The organism is Treponema phagedenis (assembly GCF_008153345.1).
GTDB classification, from domain to species: domain Bacteria; phylum Spirochaetota; class Spirochaetia; order Treponematales; family Treponemataceae; genus Treponema; species Treponema phagedenis.
The window spans coordinates 1606480-1625000 of record NZ_CP042818.1; the positions used below are offsets into that span (position 1 = coordinate 1606480).

An 18521-nucleotide genomic window follows, 5' to 3' on the forward strand; every position below is an offset into this window, starting at 1 on the left:
CTTTTTTCAGCTTTTTCCCCATAGGCTACCTCACTTCTTCAGGCTTGGTAGTCATCTTCTGATAGAGAATTGTATCCTTCGGGAACTTATCAAGGAAAGGAACAATGGTATTTCCAAAGAACAGTAGTCCCTCGCCCTCATTGGAGTTGGTAACATATCTAAGCTGAGGAAGTGAGATTTTAAGTTTTCTTGCTAAAATTTCTCTATCTCCTGACGCTTGATTTAGCATTAAGACAAAGTCCGTATTATCAAAGATATTTTCAATTTCCTTACTCATAAGTAGGTCTTTGACATTTTGCGTAATACCTGTTGGAATACCTCCCCATTTTCTAAAACGCTTCCATATTTCCACAGAATAAGATGCTGTCTGCTCATCTTTTAATAGCAAGTGAAACTCATCTATATAGTACCTTGTAGCCTTGCTTCCTCTATTTTGAGATACTTTATTCCACACCTGATCCTGTATAACAAGCATACCGATTTTCTTTAGCTGACTTCCAAGCTCTTTAATATCAAAGCACAGGAGTTTCTTATTTAAGTCCACATTTGACCTGTGATTAAAAACATTAAGGGAACCTGATACATAGATTTCCATCTCCGTTGCCAGCTTTTTACCGACCTTTTCTTCCTGTCCTTTTAACATATCGTATAGGTCTTGAAGTATAGGCATATTACAAGGTTCTGGATTTTCAAAATACCTTTCGTAAATCTTAGGTAAGCACCTGTCTATAACGGACTTTTCTTCTGCCGTAAGACCACTACCGCCTACTACAAGCTCCAGCATACTCATAATGAAGTTTGCTTTGTCTTTCAGTGGCGCATCCCCATCGCCATAGTTCATATTAATATCAAGGGGATTCAGGTAATCTTTGGACTTACTGCTGACTTTAATGACTTCTCCATTAAATTGTCTTACAAGGTTTCCATACTCTCCTTCCGGATCGCAGATAATCACATCATCGTCCGTTACTAAAATTGCATTTGCCATTTCTCTTTTAGCACTAAAGGATTTACCACTTCCAGGAGTTCCGAGGATTAGACCGTTTGGATTTTTGAGTTTTTTCCTATCTGCCATAATCAGGTTATGGCTTAAGGCATTTAGTCCGTAATAAAGACTGTTACTTGAATTGATAAAAAGCTCCTCTGTGGTAAAGGGCATAAAAACTGCCGTAGATGATGAGGTTAGTCCTCTATCTATCTCAATCTTGTTTACGCCAAGAGGTAGCACGCTGATAAGTCCTTGTTCTTGCGTATGGTCAAGTCTTTTCAGCTTGCAGTTATGCTTATTTGAAATGGAACTTATCTGAGAGATTGTGTTATCAAGCTTTTGCACCGTTTTTGCAAAGTTCATAAAGACGATACTTACCACAAACATTCGCTCATCTCTTGTCTGTAAGTCCTTTAGGAGGCTTTTTACATCTTCTCCATAGGTGATTAAGTCCGATGGAAGAATGTCCATATCATAACCGCTTCTTACCGCTTTCTTATTTTCCTCAATTTTCATCTTGTCAATATCGGTATTTTTTCTCTTTACCATTTTAATAGCCTCCGATTGGTCGATTGCTTTAATATGAAAGGAAATATTGATGTTATCATCAATATCCAAAAACTCGGCAAGCATACGGTCTGAAAGCTCACTTGCAAGAATTTGAAAATGACTTACTGCACCGATAAATTTTCCAAACTTAAAGTACCTTGAAGGCGTGAAGTTAAATTCATCAGGTACAATGTATGTTTTAGTGCTTTCCCTTTTCCTCAGATTTTTGTATGAAAACTCAAAGGTCTTATTGGGATTTAATATATCGTGAAGAATCTTGAGTCTTTCTTCCCCACTTAAACTTTCCGCACGAACTCCCATACTCTTTAGATTAGATAATATATCTATCTCCAGTCTTTCAAGTTTTGATGTTGCCTGCTCTAAATTATCCGCTTCTACTGTAAAGGTTACATACTTTGATTTTTTCAGTCCATTATTTCCCTTTACAATCTGGCTTTTAAGCATCTCTCTAAACTCAAGACGTATATCGTCAAAACCGTCCTTTTTATCCGGTATCTGAATTGCCGACTTCATTTCTTCGTTTCGTCCAAGTTGATTGATGTAGGAAAACTCAATACTGATGCTCGGATCAAAGGAATTTAGAAAGTTTGCAAACTGATTAAAAATCAAGTCTCGATCTTCATCTAAGGCAAGTTGGTAGTTAATATCCTGAAAGGCTATGCTTTTACTGAAGTGCTTTTCATCAAGCTGACATATACCGCTTTTTAAGAGTCTAAGATAGGGAATGGTATCTTCGACAGTATATCTTTTTGGTTCTTTTCTAAAAATAAGGTCAAGTAGCCCGCCTTTATCTTTTTTAGATTTTCCCTTATTTTGCTTTAAGTCCTGTTTTTGACTTCTTAACTTCTTTTTGTTTTGTTCTAACTTTACCTGCTGAATCTTTCTTTTGTCTTTCAAGGTAAACCTCCTTTCTCACTCTTTTTTGTGGCTGATAAAACTTATGAAGGTAAATATATTTAAAATATTTCTCAAATGTCAGTCCGTCCTTTTCAAAAAGAGTGATGAAAAAGATAGGGAGTGTGGACACAATGAGAAATATGACGGCTATATCATTTGGAACGACCTTTCGCATAAATAAATAGACTGGTAGTCCTACCAGTCCTGCGAGTGTGAAACCTATCATCTGCCTTTTGGTTAAGTTAAAAGCTACCTTTGTTTTTACCTTCTTTAGGTCTTTTGGGATTGGTACATACGCCATAACTTACCTCCCATCTTCTTTTTCCTTTGAAAGCTCTGCTATGTGTTCATAAACAGAGCCGATTTCTTCCTGAATGCTTTCTATCTGTTTATCTGTATTTTTGTTATATCTTTCCTGCAAAATACAAAAGTCATTATGGCAGCGACCGATGTCTTTTGTTCTTTCTTCCAAGTCATTAATCTTGCTAAAAAGTTTGATTCTATCAATCACCGCTATAACACCTGCTCCGATTACTACTGCTGTAAATACTGTTTTTCTTTTGATCATCCTATCCTTCCTTTCTGTTAGTGTGCATTTAATACGCTTTTGGCCAGAGTTCCGCTCTTTAGCATCATTAACCCCAGTAAAACCGCATATCCAAGTATCGTCATGGTACTTGTGTGTATATCTGTTATCTTTATTGTCTTAACTAATACTGCGTATATTCCAAGACAAACCATTAAAAAGAGTCCTTGTAGTCCTATGGCAAACAACCCTTTGATGTAATTTGTACCGATTTGTCCCCATTCTTTATTTCCCATTGTGGCAAATGGAATGGCTGAAACCGATGAGTAAACATATATCTCAAACATTCTTCCGTAAACCACAAGCATGATTACAATGGAAATTACCTCTATGGCAACCTTTATGAGTGAGGTTTCAAAGAGAATCATAACCAGCTCCCCCAGTCCCTTATCTTTTAAGGAATCAACCATCGCAACAATCTGATCTCCGGAGATAACGGCAGAGGTATTGATTACCCCTGTCACTTTGTTTACCATGTGCTGTGCCACATCAAAGACCGCCATTGAAAAGGTAAAGGCATGAGATACTAACCATACGGCAATCCACATCTTGATGATGTATTTGAAAAATTCAAAGGTATCTATATCGTGCATATTGTTTTTCTGCATTACCATATTGATAAGTTCGATACAAAGGACTGCCGTAATAATTAGCCCAGCTATAGGTATGATAACGGAATCGTTAATGCTTTTTATGAAGCTGAAAACCTGTCCGTTCCACCCCATAGGTGTTTTCCCTACATCTGCTGCCACTGCACCAACTTTATCGTTGATGTCAAGAAACATGGACTCTAAGTTTGCTTGGATACCGCCCAGTAGAAGCTCCTTAAAGAATTCTTCTATCTTGTCGAATATCCCAAACATTTAAACTCTCCTTTTCTTCTTACTTGAGTACATTTGCAAGTAGCGGAATCAGCTTAAGTCCGATAAGGACAATACCTCCTCCTGCCATCAGCTGCTTTATGCCTAATTAGAGATTGTAAAATACTTGTAGTGTGTCTGTATTTCCTATGAAATTGTAGTAAATATCAATTGTTTGGGTGATTTCTCCATTCACTACTTCTTTTTCGTGAACATAGATTTTTGAGATGAGTTCGTTTAAGGTTTCTTTGTCCAGCTTCTTTATATCCCTATGTTTTTTTATGAGTTCAAACCATTTTTTGACATTAATATCTTCAAGATCTTCTTTAACAATCAATTTTTGATTATCTTCTATTCTTTGATTTAGATAATCTTGTTCTTTCTGTGATTTTTCAAGAATTTTTTGGAAGTTACTTTCACTTATCTTATTATCTAGCCAGTCATCATATAGTTTTTCAATCTTTTTAGTTAAGTCTTCTACTCTTATCTGATCTTCGTAAATCTTATCCATAATAAATTTTTGTTCTTCTTCATTATCAACTTCTCGTGATTTTTCAAGTGCTTTTATGATTTCTTTTTCATCTTTTAATGCTATTTCTGCATTTTTTCTAATATCTTTAAGCACTATCTCATAAAGAGTATCGTAATAAATTCTATGTTGACTACATAATGACTTTCCGTATCTTCTATAAGTGTTACAAGTGAGTAACTTTTCTCTTTTTTTCGATTTGTTTCTTCCAAGATTTAAAGATTTTCCACAATCGGGACATTTCACAATGCCTGCAAATATACTTTCTTCTCCATTTTTAAATGGTCTTCTCCTGCTCTTTAATTTTTCATTTGCTATATTATAAATATCTTCAGAAATAATTGGTTCATGTGTATTTTCTACTATTATCCATTCCTCTTTAGGTTTATCGGATAACCAACCTACTTTGTATTTCTGATAAACTTAAACCTAGTATAGCGTTTTTCTGAAAAGTATATTGTATTTTTCTTTGGTTTGTGATACTATCTCAACAGCTTTTTATCACTAAGGAGTATTGCATGCCCAAACCGCCGAGTAAACTTGAACTAAATCCTGAAGAGCTCACGTACCTTGAATCACTTGTTCGTTTACGAACAATCCAAGCACAAACGCTTACGCGTGCACGAATACTTTTGCTTAAAAGCAAGGGGCTGTCCATTAAGGAAACAGCCGACAAGGTAGGCTATACGTATAGAAGCGTTGCGCTCTGCCTTAAGAAATATAAGCAGGGCGGCGTAGAGCATGCTCTCACCGATGCACCCGGACGCGGAAACAATCCGGAAATTACCGATGAAGAGAAATCGTGGATTATAAATCTCGCTTGTCAAAAACCGACTACTTTTGGGTATGCTGCAGAAACATGGACTTACGCACTGTTAACAAAGCATATTAACACCACCGCTGAAAGTGCAGGATACCTACGGCTCGCTACTATCCATAAAACAACGGTATTTAAAATACTAACTGAAGCAGACATTAAACCTTACAAAATAGAATATTACTGTGAAAACAGAGACCCTGACTTTGATAGAAAAATGCACAATGTTTTGCTCGTTTATAAGCAACTTGAACTTTATTTTGAGGAAAATAAGCCATTACAGACAGAAGAAGGGAAGAATATCCATGTTGTTTCGTATGATGAGAAGCCCGGCATACAAGCTATCGCGACGACAAGCGATGATTTACCTGCTGATGAAACCCATCAATGCATTCGCCGTGATTATGAATACAAACGGCTTGGCACGCTCTCACTTTTAGCAGGCATTGATTTACAGACGGGGGATGCCATTCCTCTTGTAAGCGACAGTCACACCAGTAAAGATTATGTGCAATTTCTTAAAATACTTGATGAACGATACCCGCAAGAAGATAAAATTAGAATCATTTTGGATAACTTAAAAGTACATACCTCCAAAGAAACCATTCGATATCTTTCAACGGTACCGGGAAGATTTGAGTTTGTGTTTACGCCAAAACATGGTTCGTGGTTAAATATGATTGAAGGATTTTTCAGCAAACTAACAAGACAACTGTTGCGGGGCATGAGAGTAAAATCAAAAACAGAGTTAGTTAATCGACTGTATAAATACTTTGACGAGATTAATGAAGAGCCGGTCGTATTCCATTGGAAATACAATCTTGATGATCTCGATGTTTCTGAAGCGGTTATAACCGACGCTCTCAAATATGAACTTAATTAGAAAACGTTATACTAGTTCTACTTTTCTTGTCTTTGGTTTTCCATTTTTGTTTAAAATCTTTTCTCCTTTTTCATCTAGGATATATTCTTTTTTTGACTTAGCTAAGAACTCTCCTTTTTCGTTTATGGGTCGCATTATGGTCATTATATGACAATGAATATTTCCATTTTTATCTTGACTCTCATCATGAATTGCATAATCTACTATCATTCCTTGTGATGTTAGATTTTCTTTTATAAATCTTTCGACTAGGTTTTTATTTTCACTTAAAGATAATTCTTTTGGTAGTCCTATTATGAATTGTCTTGCTAGTTGTGCATTAGAATTTTTTTCTGCCATTTCTACTTTATTCCATAATATAGATCTATCCTTAAATTCTTTTGGTATATGATCAGGCAATATTATATTTTTTACTAATACTTTTTCTTTTCTTGTATAATCATGGGTTACTCCGTCCCATTCATTTTTTATTTTTTCTCCACTTATATATGCTGCACTTGCTACTGCACTTTTGCCTTTTCCTCTTGATATTATGTTTACTGAAAAATGAAAACTGTCTGCCATTTTTTATCACTTCCTTTCTTTTTTTGTTGTTTTAGGTGGAGGCTTAACAGATTTTTATATCCACTTTGTGAATGAGCGTTTTGAAATGATAGAATTAAAAAAAGCCGACTACTGAATTAATTTTGTTGTTTTAGTATGTCGGCTTAATTGTTTTGTTCATTTCAAATTTTAAAAGTCAAGGGCGAGCGTTAGCGAGTTTATTTACCCTTGACTTTTAAAAAGCGAATGATTGTTGCTCCCTGCAAGGGTTTGGCTCCGCAGTACGCAAGCACCCTTTAGGGTGTATAATTGCGCCCTTAGAAAATCTAAGGGCGATTTAAGTATTTTATTTTTCCTAATTTTCTCTTATTATTCTTAGTGTTTCTTTAAATTCTTTTGTCTTTTTGCTTCTTCTAGTAGGATTTTTATTTCTTCATCTGTTAGTTCTTCCGCATTTTCTATAAGGCTTTCTAAGATTGCTCCTCTTGTTATGAGCCTATGAGTTCTTTCTTTTCTTCTTTTTACTATGTCTTGTTTTAATATCTTTTTTTCTTGATTTTTTAGTTGCCTTAATCTTTCTTCTGTATCGTCTATTTTATCTTTTATTTCTTTTGACTCTTGTCTTAGTTGTTCTAATTTTTTCATAAAAGCCACCTATCTAATCTTTATTTTTAATCTTCACTTTCTAAAAAATCATCTTCCATATCTTCATCTGAGTTTTCTACTTTCTGATTGTCTAACTTGTCATTTTCATCATCAGGATTTTTAGTTTCTTCTACATCAATTTCTTTATCTTTAATATGAATTTCCGTAAATTCCTTTAACTTTTCTCTGTTCCTGTTATCTGATAGTACATAGTCTAAAAAGGCATAAACTAAATCATTATTTGTGTCTTCTTGCCTACCTGTAATTTCTCTTTCAAAGGCTTCAAACACTCCGCCCTTTTGAATTTTTCTTTGTGTCTCAGCTTTTCTTTTTAATTGATTTTTCTTTTGATTAAGTAGCTTTTTTCTGTTTTGTGCCTTTTCAATTTTGCATGCTTCTTTCTCAATTTCTTGCATTATTTTTTCTAATTCTTTCATCACAATTTCCTCCTTATATATTTTTTCAAACAAAAAATACTAAGCACTCATCTAAATACTTAGCATTTCTTTCAATAATATATATTTTCTTGTTTCTTCCCAATTTTACTAAATAACACGCCTATTATTATAAAAATCCCAGATAATGACATAACAAATCTTATTCCCATATACTCCGATAGCATTCCCAGTATTATTATGCCAAATGGTGTCGCAACACTAATTATTGTTTGAATTACGGAAAATACCCTCCCAATATATCTTTCAGAAGTTATGCTTTGAATTATAATATTATTAAGAGTAGAATATAGTGTCATCGCAACCCCCGAAACAAACAGAATTATTAAATATAGTATAAAATTAGACACCACACCCAAAAGAAATATTGAGAGTCCAAACACAATTACAGCTTCTTTTATAGTAACAGCATATTTCTTTATGGTATTGTTTTTTGCAAAAAAAAGCAGCACCCCTCCAACAAGAGTACCTACCGACCACATTGTCTCATTTAAAGTTAATTTCATTATAGAGCCAACATATACTTGGCTAACCAAAATTGGTGTAAAAAATGCAGGTATTGACACGAAAAAATTGAATAAAACACAAAACACTATAAGTCGATTTAATATTGTACTTTTCTTAATATGCTTCCAAACATCATAAATATCTCTTGCGTTAAATATTTTATCTCCAGTATTATTTTCTTGTAATATTTTATACTTTATCTTACTTAAAATTAAAATAGATATAATAGCAGTCAAAACATCAATGAGCAGACTGCCCTTAAATCCAAATGTAGCTAATATAACTCCTCCTATCCCTGGAGAAACTAACTGTATCAAAGAATTCACTGTTGAATTTAAGCTATTCACTTTTTTTAACTCACTATTATCACAGATGTTTGGTAAAAACGAATTAACCATCGGTAACTGTATGCCCGCTCCAAAAGAACGTAAAACACATGTGATATAAATATATTTGAGCGAATCATATCCTTTGCTAATCATTATATACAATAATAACGTCACAAAAGCGGTAATAATATCACCGATAATTATTAAAACCTTTTTATTATATCTATCCCCTATATGACTCAGCCCCAATGCTATCAAAGCTTGCGGAATATATGTGCAAAGTATAGTTATTGTCAGAATATATGACGATGAAGTTTTTAATACCAAGTACCATATTATACTAAAATTTACGACTGAAGAACCTAACACTGAAATGCCTTGGCTCAAAATGAACTTTACAGCATCCCTATTTATTTGATAGTTAATCTTATTTTTCATTTTTTAAAATCCTTCAAGAGTTAATTGACCATTTATAATTTTTCTATTAACCCTTTCTTTTATAACATCATCATTATATATTTTATCGCACAAAATCGGACTATTTAAATCGTACTTACTCATAACATTCACCCCTCTATCTGCATAACAATAAGTGCAACCATTGCCACAAGTATTATATGCTCCTATATCAACACTTTCCAAACATAGACACTCCTTTCTCTGTCCTTTATCTTTTTGGTAGTGTGCGTCAAGCCCCGTAACACTTTTTATTAGCTCGCAACTTATACATGCTGTTTTTCTCAAATATTGGGCTTCTGTTTGTTGTTCACAACATGAGTGTATCGGGATACCTTTTGGTTTAGCTATGTCAAGAAAATTTTTCAGTATATCAAGTTTCCTCTCCTCACTTACCTCTTTGAAATAATCTTTATTCCTTGTATAAATATCAATAAAACTTATCACCACATGGTCGCAATACTCTCCAATTTGTTCGCATAATTCTTTAAATGATTCTTTATGAAAATTCAAGTCGTATCTATCATTAAGTAAAATTGGATCGTATCTCCAAATCATTTTTTCCTTTCCAATCCTTTTACTTAATAATATAAAATTATCTACAATTTCTTTCTTATTAAACAGATATCTCTCAATGTCGTTCGAATAGTTAGTTATGGTATACAAAAAACAATATTTGTCGTATCCTATTTTTTCAATTTCATCTAAATATTGAACTAATGGGATTGCGTTTTTAGTCCAAAAAACTATAGCTTCCACCAAATCTGGACTTAAAATGATTTTACTTACCATCTTATGATTAACTGGATTTCTTGAGTATACAAATCCCTCTTTTAATCTTTTCACAAACCACTCAGAATAAAAAGCAGGTATATCTGTTCGCCTTGAAACAGATAATATCATATCGAAGACTCCTGACTACATTCTATACTTTTAAAAATATATTCAATATCTGAAGTGAATTTAATTTCAACATTCTTCCTATAATCAATATATTTACCATCAATCAAAAACTCTTTAAATCTTTTTATCATTTCACTACTATCTTCTATTATGAATATAGGTATATTATTCAAATATGCAAGCGTTATTTCCTTCAAAGTTCCATTGCAGCCACCAACAACAATCAATGAATCAGACGATTTAATCGCTAAAACACTCCTACCATCCCCCCCCCATATCTGTATATACATTGTATTTAGCATTTGTACTTAGTTCCTTTTTTTCTGTAGCTTTATCTCTATAAAGAAATGCAATAGAATCTCCATTAAAATTCTCTGAACCCTCATTGGCAGCAAATGGAATTCCACTCCCGCCACCTGACACTAATGTCCAGCCTTTCTCCGCTACTTTCTCACCAATTCTTTTTGCTAAATCTAGAATTTCTATATTATTTTCGTCCCATGCTCCCACAATCATAACATTCATAATCTACCTCTTATTTTCTTTTGTTATAATTCTCTTATATCCATTTTTTTTCGAAGGCTTCATTTTTAAAAGTCTATCTAACTTTTCATTAGTAAGCTTTAATATGTCTATATCATATGCAACACAATTTCCAAGCAACAAAATCAACAAATCTGCATGTTCCTCTTCAAAATTATCTTGATCTTTTGTTATAGCCTCAGAAATCTCTCCTACTTCTTCCATAATCAAAGCCATTCTAAAAAGTTTATCTTCTCCGCCATTTGCCTTAAAATCATTTTGTTTATGCAATTGTTTTACTTTATCTAATAACTCTATCATACTTTTCTCCTATAAAACTATTTTTGCAAAACGTATGCAATATGATTAAAATCCTTATTGATACCAAATCTTTTTATCTCAATAATATCAAAATCACTTTCGTTTAAAAGTTTAATCATTGACTTATTATCATGATAATTAGAGGGAGCTCCATGTTCATACTTCCTGCTATGAGATTCAAAGTCATATGCGTTTCCTAATAATGCTAAATCAGGAACCAAATCAATAATTATAACCCTAGAATTTTTACAAACAATTTGATACAGTGATTTCAACAGATTCTCTTGGTCTAAAACGCTATGAAGCATAAACGCTGAGTAAATATAATCAAATTCACCTATACTACCAATCAGTTCAGAATTTATGCACTCCAAAGAACCATAGATTCCCTTTTTCTTTGCATGTTCCAACATATTTTGGGATATATCTATACCTGTCAACATCAACTTGCACTTACTATTTTTTACTACATTAAGTCCAAGAAGTCCTGTTCCTGTTCCCAACTCCAAAACTTTTATAGACTCACTATTTATTGGCATAAATTTATCAGCTATATATTTACCAAGTTCATCATAAGAATATCCTCTAAGTTTTAATTTTTCTTCCGCTTCTTGCTCATACGTATTAGCCCAATCATCAAAAGCACCAACTATATTTTCATAATAATTATTCATAATGTCCTCCTAACCTTTTTTCCCTAAAATATAGTAACTATAATCAAAATCTACCTGAATTTCGTTAGTTTGGCTCAGTGTCATACCAAACAATTCAATAAAATCACCTATAACACTATACTTTTCACTTTCATAGGCAAATATTTTTTGTATTGACCCAATTGAATACAAGAAACTAAAATAATCCTTTAGGTTCTTATATTTCACAACACAATGAGTATCTATAATGTCTAAAATTTCCATGTCTAAATTACTAACACATTTCTCCATACTAACTCTATTTATTCTTCCTAATAAGTCATTCTCCTCTTTAAATGGTAGTATAGTAGATTGATACTTCTCATTAGGAAACATCATGATTATTTTCCCATCAGATTTTAGTAACTCTTTCATGTGTTTCAGATTATTTCTTTTATCTCTCATGTGATGGAATACCTGCTTTAGGATAATTACATCAAACTTCTTATCACAAAAGTACTCCTCAAAATTCTTTTCCAGTATTTCAATATTGGGATACTCCAAAAGATTATAAGCTTTACTTATCATATCTTTGCTCATTTCTATACCAGTGATGTTAATATCAGTTTTGTAATGCTCATATAATTTTTTAATAAGCTTTGCTGTCCCACATCCAATTTCTAAAAGCTCTATATCATCAGATAACTGACTATCTATCTCATTGGATATAAGTTCCATCATAAGATTATCCGATCCTTTTATGTCAAGAATGTAATTAGATTTTGTTTCCCATCCCTCTGCTACAACTCCAGAAAAAGTATCTTTAACTCTATCGACATAATCCATTCAAAAAACCTCCTTATTATTTCATTTTCAACCCACGTTACATCTATATCATATTTCATCACACAACTTTCCAATTCTTATTTAACTTTAGATACATCAAAAATACTATGATAATTATTCGTCACAAGCATCACATGAATAAGTTTCGTTACCGTCCAATTCAAAAAATTTTTTTAACATTTTCATCTCCTATTGATAACTATTATCAGTGTAATTTTATCATAAATTTTATGTTTATTCAATTTTATATCCTATCCACCTTGATATTTTCCAGATTTTCGATAATCGAAATTCTTGATTTCCGATTTTCGGAAGTCTTGTTATTATGGTTATTTAAGGGTGTAACTTTCTGGAAGGATATAATAAACGTACAGTCAAAAAAGCCCCTAAGGTATATAATAGGGAATAGTAGGAGGATACTATGCGACGTTATAGTCAAGAATTTAAACAGCAGGCATTACAACTGTCAGATGAAATCGGCACAAAAGAAGCGGTGAAGAATCTCGGTATTTCATACGGGACGCTGACCGATTGGCGAAAAACGAAAAATCGCTATAAAGCAAGCGACGGAGCTGCAACGGCAAAAGCTATCGTTTTGGATGAGCGAGAGAGACAGCTCCAGCGCGAAATCAAAGAGCTCAAAGAAGCCAACGAAATCTTGCAAGGCGCACTCGCTTTTTTCGTGAAGGGCTGGAAGAAGTGAAAAAAAGCACTATCTTTGCATATATTTTTTACACGTGTGAAAATGCCGACGGCAAAAAAAGCCATCCGGTTTTGTCGATATGCAAAGCGTTAGGCGTCAGCGAAAGAGGCTATTACAAATGGAAACAAAATCGTAATAAACCGAAACGCTGGCAGCTTCTTCCGGCCGAAATACATAAGATTATCGAGGAAGATTATTACAATGATAATTATGGCGTTGTGCGAATGGTGAGCGCTCTTAAACAGCGAGGCAATCCCAAGTCGTATGCGACGGTACGAAATGCCATGAAAAAGGGAAATCTCCTGCATGAAAGCCGCAGAAGTCCTGACGGACTTACCAAAGCGGATAAAAAAGCGCAACGACCTGAAAATTTAGTAAAGCGAAACTTTTATGCATCAGAACCGGATACACTCTACTTCACGGACATAACAGAAGTTCCCTGCGCTGACGGAAAATTATACATCTGTCCGATGTTCGATGCCTGCGGCGGAGAGATTGTCTCGCTTGCGATGGATAGTAATATGAAAAAAGAGTTGTGCATACGAGCACTAACCGAAGCGTTTGAAATGAGGCAGCCTGGAGCCGGAGTCATAGTTCACAGTGATGCCGGAAGCCAATTTACAAGCATAGCGTATAAACAAACGCTTGGAAAATTCAAAGCTATCCAAAGCATGAGTGATGTTGGAAAATGTTATGACAATGTGCGCATGGAAAGTTTTTTTGCAACATTAAAGAAAGAGCTTTTATATAGAATAGATACAACGAAGATGACACGGGAACAAGTGAAACCGCTTGTATGGCAATACACCATGGTCTATTACAACCGGAAAAGAATCAGTACGGTTAATGAGGATGGCTTACCGCCGACATTGTATCGGCTGAAAGTCACAAAGAAAAAGAATGGAGCGGCTTGAACATACATTTAGGGGATAAAAATACTGAACTGATATTGACATTTCCAAACTGTCTGCCATTTTTATCACTTCCTTTCTTTTTTTGTTGTTTTAGGTGGAGGCTTAATAGATTTTTTATATCCACTTTGTGAATGAGCGTTTTGAAATGATAGAATTAAAAAAAGCCGACTACTGAATTAATTTTGTTGTTTCAGTATGTCGGCTTAATTGTTTTGTTCATTTCAAATTTTAAAAGTCAAGGGCGAGCGTTAGCGAGTTTATTTACCCTTGACTTTTAAAAAGCGAATGATTGTTGCTCCCTGCAAGGGTTTGGCTCCGCAGGACGCAAGCACCCTTTAGGGTGTATAATTGCGCCCTTAGAAAATCTAAGGGAGATTTGATTATTTACAAACCCCTTTATTTTTCTTAATTTCCTCTGATTATTTTTAGTGTTTCTTTGAATTCTTTTGTTTTCGTTGCTTCTTCTAATAGGATTTTTATTTCTTCATCTGTCAGTTCTTCTGCATTTTCTATAAGGCTTTCTAATATTGCTCCTCTTGTTATTAGCCTATGAGTTCTTTCTTTTCTTCTTTTTATTATGTCTTGTTTTAATATCTTCTTTTCTTGATTTTTTAGTTGCCTTAATCTTTCTTCTGTATCGTCAATTTTATCTTTTATTTCTTTTGACTCTTGTCTTATTTGTTCTAATTTTTTCATATAAAACTCCTTTCTTGTAATAAAAAAACGACTAGAACTTTTCTAATCGTCTTTGTTATAAATATTATAATTTGCTATATTCCGTTTTAATTTTATGTTTTCTATATATCTTTCCATGTAATCCAATCTGGAGTAGGTTGATATTTGTCAACAAATTTTTTTATATTCCCACATCTGCCCATAGAAATAATTATGAAAATTATTATTGGAAGGAAGTAGAGATGTGAAGTTAATTTGCACTTCTATAACATTATTTAACACACATAAACTAAAAGAACTATAAATCTAACATTAATAATATTTAAAAGCTAAAGGCATTGCAATGTTCTCTAAAGAAAATGAGATATATTTTAATGCCTTTAAATTATCTATTTATATTTTTTTAATTAGCTGACGCTTTTATCTTTTGATATATATAAAATAAGTGGGTAGGTGATCAGTACAGCTAAGCTTGCAATAAATATACACATATATGCTGGCATAATATTTGCCAAAAATCCATAAAACATATTTCCTAATGGTATTGATGATAATGCAAGCATGCTAAAAACTGACATAATTCTACTTCTAAATTCATTTTTAATATTTTTTTGAAAAAATACTTGTGTAGCTATATTTAATGGCATAACTGAACTAATTACCAAGCAATCTAAAAACGTTATTAGACCTACTACTAAAACAATATTGTCTTTTCCGGCTCCCATTCCATAATAAACACACAAGCCAATTAAGAATAGAAATCCAGATATAGATATTGCACTGTACTTTAATAATTTTTCGGGTTTAATCTTTTTGATAATTGGAAGTATCAAAAATGGCAATAGGATACTTATACCCGCAGTTGCCATCCTATATATACCATAGATATACTCACTGGTTTTAAATACTTCCAAAAATACATAAGTTATAACAACACTAAATATAGCTGAAAATGAAAAGTTAATTAAGGGAGCTACGATTACAAAAATTTTTGAGAACCTATCCTTTCTTAATTCATTAATACCTTCAATGAATTCAGTAAAGAAAGATTTGATACCCTTTGAGTTTTTCTCCTTTAATTCATCAGCATAGGGTGTTTCAATGAAGAAGTTTAATATTAGGGATAAGACTAATAAAGTGTTTATCAAAACAAAGGAGCCAAAAATCCCAAAGCTTTTATATATAAATGCTGCCAGCATTGGTGTTGTAATATATACAATGCCATCATCGACTCTTGATAAAGTAACAGCTTCTTCCATCAATCCCTTATCTATAATCTCGGATAGTATAGAGCTTTCGGCTGAATTATAAAATACCTCAACCATCTCTAAAATTATAACAAGAATATATACTGAGATAAGTGAAATATCGCCATACATACCTGAGTAAACCGCGTATATGCTCATGACTAAAATTTGAACCATATTTAAAGTTTTCATAATGCTAATTCGTTTTAGTCTATCACCTACAACTCCACCCACAGGAGTGAGTAAAATTCTTGGAATAACTATAATGGATAGAATTGAAGCATATACAAGTGGCGATCCTGTTTTTTCCAAAATATATAAGGCTAGGGTAAATTGAAGAATATTGCTAGAACCCATAGAAAATGCTGTCGCAAAAAAATAGCTAAGATAGCTTTTATTTTTTAATAAACTTTTAATAGGTTTCTTCAATATTTAAACCCCTTTCTATTTTCCTAATCCCTCAACTATCATTTCAAAAGCATCTACTGTGTATATTCCTGAGAACATATATCTTAATGGAACTACAATAAACTTTTCATTTTTTATTGCATTGACATTTGCAAGTTCTTTATTGTTTTTTAATATGCTTATTAAATTCTCTGCTCCCTTGTCTCCTGGAGTTTCGTGCAAGATTATATAATCAGGATTCTTAGCAATAACATCTTCCCATCCAACAGTCGCAAATTGCTTGTCAATATCACTAAAAATATTTTCTCCGCCTGCTTCAGCAATCAATAAATTTTCCAAACTCTTTCCTGCTGCTACCATTGGCTTATTATCATCTCCATTATCAAATCCCATAACTTTATACTTCTTTGATGTGTCAACCTTGTTCTTTATTTCTTTAAATCTAGCTTCAATTTCATCACAAAGTTCCTTTGCCTTATCTTCAACATTGAATATTTTGCCAAGATTCATGATATCAACATACATATCATTAATTTCAGGTTGTTTATCTAAAGAGCCTTCAGTAACCAATATATTTATTCCATTTTCTGTATAATCCTTATATTCACCAAAAATATCAGGAACATTGAAGTAAAAACTATCCATTAAAATAAAATCTGGCTTAAGAGATAAGTTTACTTCAAGACTTGGAAATGGACTCTTTAAATATCCCTCAGGTATTGGAATATTTTTTACATCTTCCCTGTATTTTTCTGCTACATCATCAATTGATAATAACCCCGCTTCTCTTGAAGCAATAATTTTATCTTTTTGTCCTAAGGCTACTAAAGTTGAAGCTGCGTTGTAATCCATAGCAATTATTCTTTCTGGTGCTTTTTCATACACTGTCTTATGATCAAAGTTGTCAATCTCAACTGGATAATGGTCTTTTTTTGCTTCATCTGTTTTTTCTTCAGCTTTACTTTCTACTTTTTCTTCAACTTTGTTTTCAACTACTTCTTTTTTTGTATCACTTTCTACATTGTCTTTTTTTGCACATCCTGCAAAACCTACTACTAGCAATAATGCTAATGCTAAGCTTAAAATTTTCTTTGAGTTCATATTTTAATCTCCTATTCTAAAGGGCACCTCTAAAAACCTATTTTTTAGTGTACCTATTTATTATTTTAGTAGCTTTTTTATAAATTGTCTAGTGTAAAACTTGGATTCTTTATCTTAGTTCTCTTACTTTTCCATTTTATTACCTATATGCTCTCTCATTTTACTTCTTTAGATAGCAATATCGGCATAAGTTGTATGTTAAGTTCATCATTATTATCGAAAATGTTGCACGAGCTAGTCCTATCGTTCTTACATAGATACCTTTCATTGAGTTTGTCATAAAGCCAAATACATGTTCAACTCTTGCCCGTATTTTTGATTTTTTTCTGTTACCGATTTTTTGTTTTTTAGTAAGAGGTTTCCCTCTTGCTCCTCTTTCACAAATTTGTCCTTCTATCCCTTTCGCTTTTAAAATCCCCTCTATTTCTTCTCCTATATAGGCACTATCTGCGTATAATCTTTCATCTTTCCTTTCAACTAAATTTTTTAACTCTCTACTATCATGAACATTGGCTGCTGTTACCGTTGCTTTCAATATAAGCTTACTTTTTTTATCTATTTTTATATGATCTTTATAACCGTAATAATTACGTTTATGCTTCTTTGTCCACCTCGCATCACAGTCTTTTTGCGATAATTTTGCCTTATTTTGTTTTTCTTGCCATTGTTCAGGAATTTTTCCGTTTTTGATTTGTTCATTTTCATCTTTGCTGTTATGCTGTATCGGTGCTTCTACTATTGTCGCATCTATTATCGTTCCCTCTTTTCCTATTAAGTTATTTTTAGCTAATTCTTTTCCAAACTTTTCAAATAATTTTTTTGATACTCTCGCTTCAATGAGTTTTTCTTTAAAAAGCCATATTGTTTTTGCATCGGGTACTTTATCTTTTAATTCCAATCCTAAAAATCTCATAAAGGATAGCCGATCGTTTATTTGATATTCCGTTTGGTCATCACTTATGTTGTATAATTTTTGTAAAATTATTATTTTAAACATCATTACATAATCGTATGCAGGTCTTCCGCCTAAACCTTTTGGCTCTTTAGTTAATGCTTTTTTTAATAGGGGCTTGAATATTTCCCAATTTATTTTTTCGTTTAATTTTTCAAGACTATCTCCTAGCTTACTTAATACTCTTAAACGATCTTCTTCATCAAATAATCCTTTTTGTTTCATACCTCAT

Annotated in this window: 22 protein-coding genes and 2 pseudogenes; 3 read left to right on the forward strand and 21 right to left on the reverse strand. The window is 32.9% G+C overall.

The window, feature by feature from the left end:
* Positions 1 to 25: 25 nt before the first annotated feature.
* From FUT79_RS07075 to FUT79_RS15825, 7 genes and pseudogenes are all read right to left on the reverse strand, one after another.
* Positions 26 to 2455, reverse strand: coding sequence for a VirB4-like conjugal transfer ATPase, CD1110 family (locus FUT79_RS07075; RefSeq protein WP_044635084.1), 2430 nt, complete (start codon positions 2453 to 2455; stop codon positions 26 to 28).
* Positions 2367 to 2756, reverse strand: coding sequence for a PrgI family protein (locus FUT79_RS07080; protein WP_000332204.1), 390 nt, complete (start codon positions 2754 to 2756; stop codon positions 2367 to 2369). The genes FUT79_RS07075 and FUT79_RS07080 overlap by 89 nt, the downstream gene beginning before the upstream one ends.
* Before the next feature lie 3 nt (positions 2757 to 2759).
* Positions 2760 to 3023: a hypothetical protein gene (locus FUT79_RS07085; RefSeq protein ID WP_002416376.1), complete on the reverse strand. Its 264-nt coding sequence runs from the start codon at positions 3021 to 3023 to the stop codon at positions 2760 to 2762.
* Between the two features lie 17 nt (positions 3024 to 3040).
* Positions 3041 to 3904, reverse strand: coding sequence for a VirB6/TrbL-like conjugal transfer protein, CD1112 family (locus FUT79_RS07090; RefSeq protein ID WP_024753559.1), 864 nt, complete (start codon positions 3902 to 3904; stop codon positions 3041 to 3043).
* Between the two features lie 19 nt (positions 3905 to 3923).
* A complete protein-coding gene (locus FUT79_RS07095; RefSeq protein ID WP_202947905.1) occupies positions 3924 to 4004 on the reverse strand; it encodes a Maff2 family mobile element protein in 81 nt (26 codons plus the stop codon).
* Between the two features lie 6 nt (positions 4005 to 4010).
* Positions 4011 to 4412, reverse strand: a complete 402-nt coding sequence (locus tag FUT79_RS15820) for a DUF4368 domain-containing protein (protein WP_331437104.1) — start codon at positions 4410 to 4412, stop codon at positions 4011 to 4013.
* Between the two features lie 108 nt (positions 4413 to 4520).
* Positions 4521 to 4814 (reverse strand): annotated as a pseudogene (locus FUT79_RS15825) (recombinase zinc ribbon domain-containing protein); the annotation flags it as partial.
* Between the two features lie 134 nt (positions 4815 to 4948).
* Here FUT79_RS15825 and FUT79_RS07105 point away from each other — a divergent pair.
* Complete coding sequence (locus tag FUT79_RS07105; protein WP_024751818.1) at positions 4949 to 6130, forward strand: IS630 family transposase; 1182 nt, start codon at positions 4949 to 4951, stop codon at positions 6128 to 6130.
* A 6-nt stretch (positions 6131 to 6136) separates the two neighbouring features.
* Here FUT79_RS07105 and mobQ read toward each other — a convergent pair whose 3' ends face one another.
* The 10 genes from mobQ to FUT79_RS07150 form a co-directional block, all read right to left on the reverse strand.
* A complete protein-coding gene (gene mobQ / locus FUT79_RS07110) occupies positions 6137 to 6694 on the reverse strand; it encodes a MobQ family relaxase (protein ID WP_202951664.1) in 558 nt (185 codons plus the stop codon).
* A gap of 354 nt (positions 6695 to 7048) precedes the next feature.
* Positions 7049 to 7318, reverse strand: coding sequence for a DUF3847 domain-containing protein (locus tag FUT79_RS07115; RefSeq protein WP_425329146.1), 270 nt, complete (start codon positions 7316 to 7318; stop codon positions 7049 to 7051).
* A gap of 26 nt (positions 7319 to 7344) precedes the next feature.
* The gene (locus FUT79_RS07120) at positions 7345 to 7755 is read right to left on the reverse strand and encodes a DUF3847 domain-containing protein (RefSeq protein ID WP_024753561.1); all 411 of its coding nucleotides are present in this window, start codon (positions 7753 to 7755) and stop codon (positions 7345 to 7347) included.
* A 71-nt stretch (positions 7756 to 7826) separates the two neighbouring features.
* The gene (locus FUT79_RS07125) at positions 7827 to 9047 is read right to left on the reverse strand and encodes an MFS transporter (protein WP_024753562.1); all 1221 of its coding nucleotides are present in this window, start codon (positions 9045 to 9047) and stop codon (positions 7827 to 7829) included.
* Positions 9048 to 9050: 3 nt separating this feature from the next.
* Entirely contained in the window at positions 9051 to 9968 is a 918-nt protein-coding gene (locus FUT79_RS07130; RefSeq protein ID WP_024753563.1) for a DUF1848 domain-containing protein, read from the reverse strand.
* Positions 9965 to 10270 (reverse strand): SLOG cluster 4 domain-containing protein, encoded by a 306-nt coding sequence (locus FUT79_RS15305; RefSeq protein ID WP_215905276.1) that lies wholly within the window; start codon positions 10268 to 10270, stop codon positions 9965 to 9967. Before FUT79_RS15305 ends, FUT79_RS07130 begins: the two co-directional genes overlap by 4 nt.
* Positions 10227 to 10493 (reverse strand): SLOG cluster 4 domain-containing protein, encoded by a 267-nt coding sequence (locus tag FUT79_RS15310; RefSeq protein ID WP_215905277.1) that lies wholly within the window; start codon positions 10491 to 10493, stop codon positions 10227 to 10229. Before FUT79_RS15310 ends, FUT79_RS15305 begins: the two co-directional genes overlap by 44 nt.
* 3 nt (positions 10494 to 10496) lie before the next feature.
* On the reverse strand, positions 10497 to 10811 hold the full coding sequence (locus FUT79_RS07140) for a pyrophosphohydrolase domain-containing protein (RefSeq protein WP_024753564.1): 315 nt from the start codon (positions 10809 to 10811) through the stop codon (positions 10497 to 10499).
* Positions 10812 to 10828: 17 nt separating this feature from the next.
* Entirely contained in the window at positions 10829 to 11485 is a 657-nt protein-coding gene (locus FUT79_RS07145) for a methyltransferase domain-containing protein (protein WP_024753565.1), read from the reverse strand.
* Between the two features lie 9 nt (positions 11486 to 11494).
* Entirely contained in the window at positions 11495 to 12289 is a 795-nt protein-coding gene (locus FUT79_RS07150; protein WP_024753566.1) for a class I SAM-dependent methyltransferase, read from the reverse strand.
* Between the two features lie 421 nt (positions 12290 to 12710).
* Here FUT79_RS07150 and FUT79_RS07155 point away from each other — a divergent pair, with 421 nt between their 5' ends.
* Both FUT79_RS07155 and FUT79_RS07160 read left to right on the forward strand, forming a co-directional pair.
* Positions 12711 to 12992 carry a transposase gene (locus FUT79_RS07155; RefSeq protein ID WP_044634501.1) on the forward strand — a complete coding sequence of 94 codons (282 nt, stop codon included), beginning with the start codon at positions 12711 to 12713 and terminating at the stop codon, positions 12990 to 12992.
* Positions 12971 to 13906, forward strand: a pseudogene (locus FUT79_RS07160) (IS3 family transposase); the annotation flags it as partial. The gene FUT79_RS07155 and the pseudogene FUT79_RS07160, both read left to right, overlap by 22 nt.
* Before the next feature lie 405 nt (positions 13907 to 14311).
* On the opposite strand, the gene FUT79_RS07165 reads toward FUT79_RS07160, so the two are convergent.
* From FUT79_RS07165 to FUT79_RS07180, 4 genes are all read right to left on the reverse strand, one after another.
* Positions 14312 to 14602, reverse strand: coding sequence for a DUF3847 domain-containing protein (locus FUT79_RS07165; RefSeq protein ID WP_148878972.1), 291 nt, complete (start codon positions 14600 to 14602; stop codon positions 14312 to 14314).
* 386 nt (positions 14603 to 14988) lie between these two features.
* The gene (locus FUT79_RS07170) at positions 14989 to 16257 is read right to left on the reverse strand and encodes an MFS transporter (protein ID WP_044634810.1); all 1269 of its coding nucleotides are present in this window, start codon (positions 16255 to 16257) and stop codon (positions 14989 to 14991) included.
* Between the two features lie 15 nt (positions 16258 to 16272).
* Positions 16273 to 17337 carry an ABC transporter substrate-binding protein gene (locus FUT79_RS07175; RefSeq protein ID WP_187426421.1) on the reverse strand — a complete coding sequence of 355 codons (1065 nt, stop codon included), beginning with the start codon at positions 17335 to 17337 and terminating at the stop codon, positions 16273 to 16275.
* A gap of 160 nt (positions 17338 to 17497) precedes the next feature.
* Positions 17498 to 18514, reverse strand: a complete 1017-nt coding sequence (locus tag FUT79_RS07180) for an IS5 family transposase (protein ID WP_024751992.1) — start codon at positions 18512 to 18514, stop codon at positions 17498 to 17500.
* Between the last annotated feature and the right edge of the window lie 7 nt (positions 18515 to 18521).

Bases quoted from the DNA above. Each gene is read 5' to 3' on its own strand.
- FUT79_RS07085 (WP_002416376.1), bottom strand. From the start codon at position 3,023: ATGATCAAAAGAAAAACAGTATTTACAGCAGTAGTAATCGGAGCAGGT.
- FUT79_RS07125 (WP_024753562.1), bottom strand. From the start codon at position 9,047: ATGAAAAATAAGATTAACTATCAAATAAATAGGGATGCTGTAAAGTTC.
- FUT79_RS07105 (WP_024751818.1), top strand. From the start codon at position 4,949: ATGCCCAAACCGCCGAGTAAACTTGAACTAAATCCTGAAGAGCTCACG.
- FUT79_RS07165 (WP_148878972.1), bottom strand. From the start codon at position 14,602: ATGAAAAAATTAGAACAAATAAGACAAGAGTCAAAAGAAATAAAAGAT.
- FUT79_RS07150 (WP_024753566.1), bottom strand. From the start codon at position 12,289: ATGGATTATGTCGATAGAGTTAAAGATACTTTTTCTGGAGTTGTAGCA.
- FUT79_RS15305 (WP_215905276.1), bottom strand. From the start codon at position 10,270: ATGCTAAATACAATGTATATACAGATATGGGGGGGGGATGGTAGGAGT.
- FUT79_RS07115 (WP_425329146.1), bottom strand. From the start codon at position 7,318: ATGAAAAAATTAGAACAACTAAGACAAGAGTCAAAAGAAATAAAAGAT.
- mobQ (WP_202951664.1), bottom strand. From the start codon at position 6,694: ATGGCAGACAGTTTTCATTTTTCAGTAAACATAATATCAAGAGGAAAA.
- FUT79_RS07140 (WP_024753564.1), bottom strand. From the start codon at position 10,811: ATGATAGAGTTATTAGATAAAGTAAAACAATTGCATAAACAAAATGAT.
- FUT79_RS07080 (WP_000332204.1), bottom strand. From the start codon at position 2,756: ATGGCGTATGTACCAATCCCAAAAGACCTAAAGAAGGTAAAAACAAAG.
- FUT79_RS07180 (WP_024751992.1), bottom strand. From the start codon at position 18,514: ATGAAACAAAAAGGATTATTTGATGAAGAAGATCGTTTAAGAGTATTA.
- FUT79_RS07090 (WP_024753559.1), bottom strand. From the start codon at position 3,904: ATGTTTGGGATATTCGACAAGATAGAAGAATTCTTTAAGGAGCTTCTA.
- FUT79_RS15310 (WP_215905277.1), bottom strand. From the start codon at position 10,493: ATGAATGTTATGATTGTGGGAGCATGGGACGAAAATAATATAGAAATT.
- FUT79_RS15820 (WP_331437104.1), bottom strand. From the start codon at position 4,412: ATGGATAAGATTTACGAAGATCAGATAAGAGTAGAAGACTTAACTAAA.
- FUT79_RS07120 (WP_024753561.1), bottom strand. From the start codon at position 7,755: ATGAAAGAATTAGAAAAAATAATGCAAGAAATTGAGAAAGAAGCATGC.
- FUT79_RS07130 (WP_024753563.1), bottom strand. From the start codon at position 9,968: ATGATATTATCTGTTTCAAGGCGAACAGATATACCTGCTTTTTATTCT.
- FUT79_RS07175 (WP_187426421.1), bottom strand. From the start codon at position 17,337: ATGAACTCAAAGAAAATTTTAAGCTTAGCATTAGCATTATTGCTAGTA.
- FUT79_RS07155 (WP_044634501.1), top strand. From the start codon at position 12,711: ATGCGACGTTATAGTCAAGAATTTAAACAGCAGGCATTACAACTGTCA.
- FUT79_RS07145 (WP_024753565.1), bottom strand. From the start codon at position 11,485: ATGAATAATTATTATGAAAATATAGTTGGTGCTTTTGATGATTGGGCT.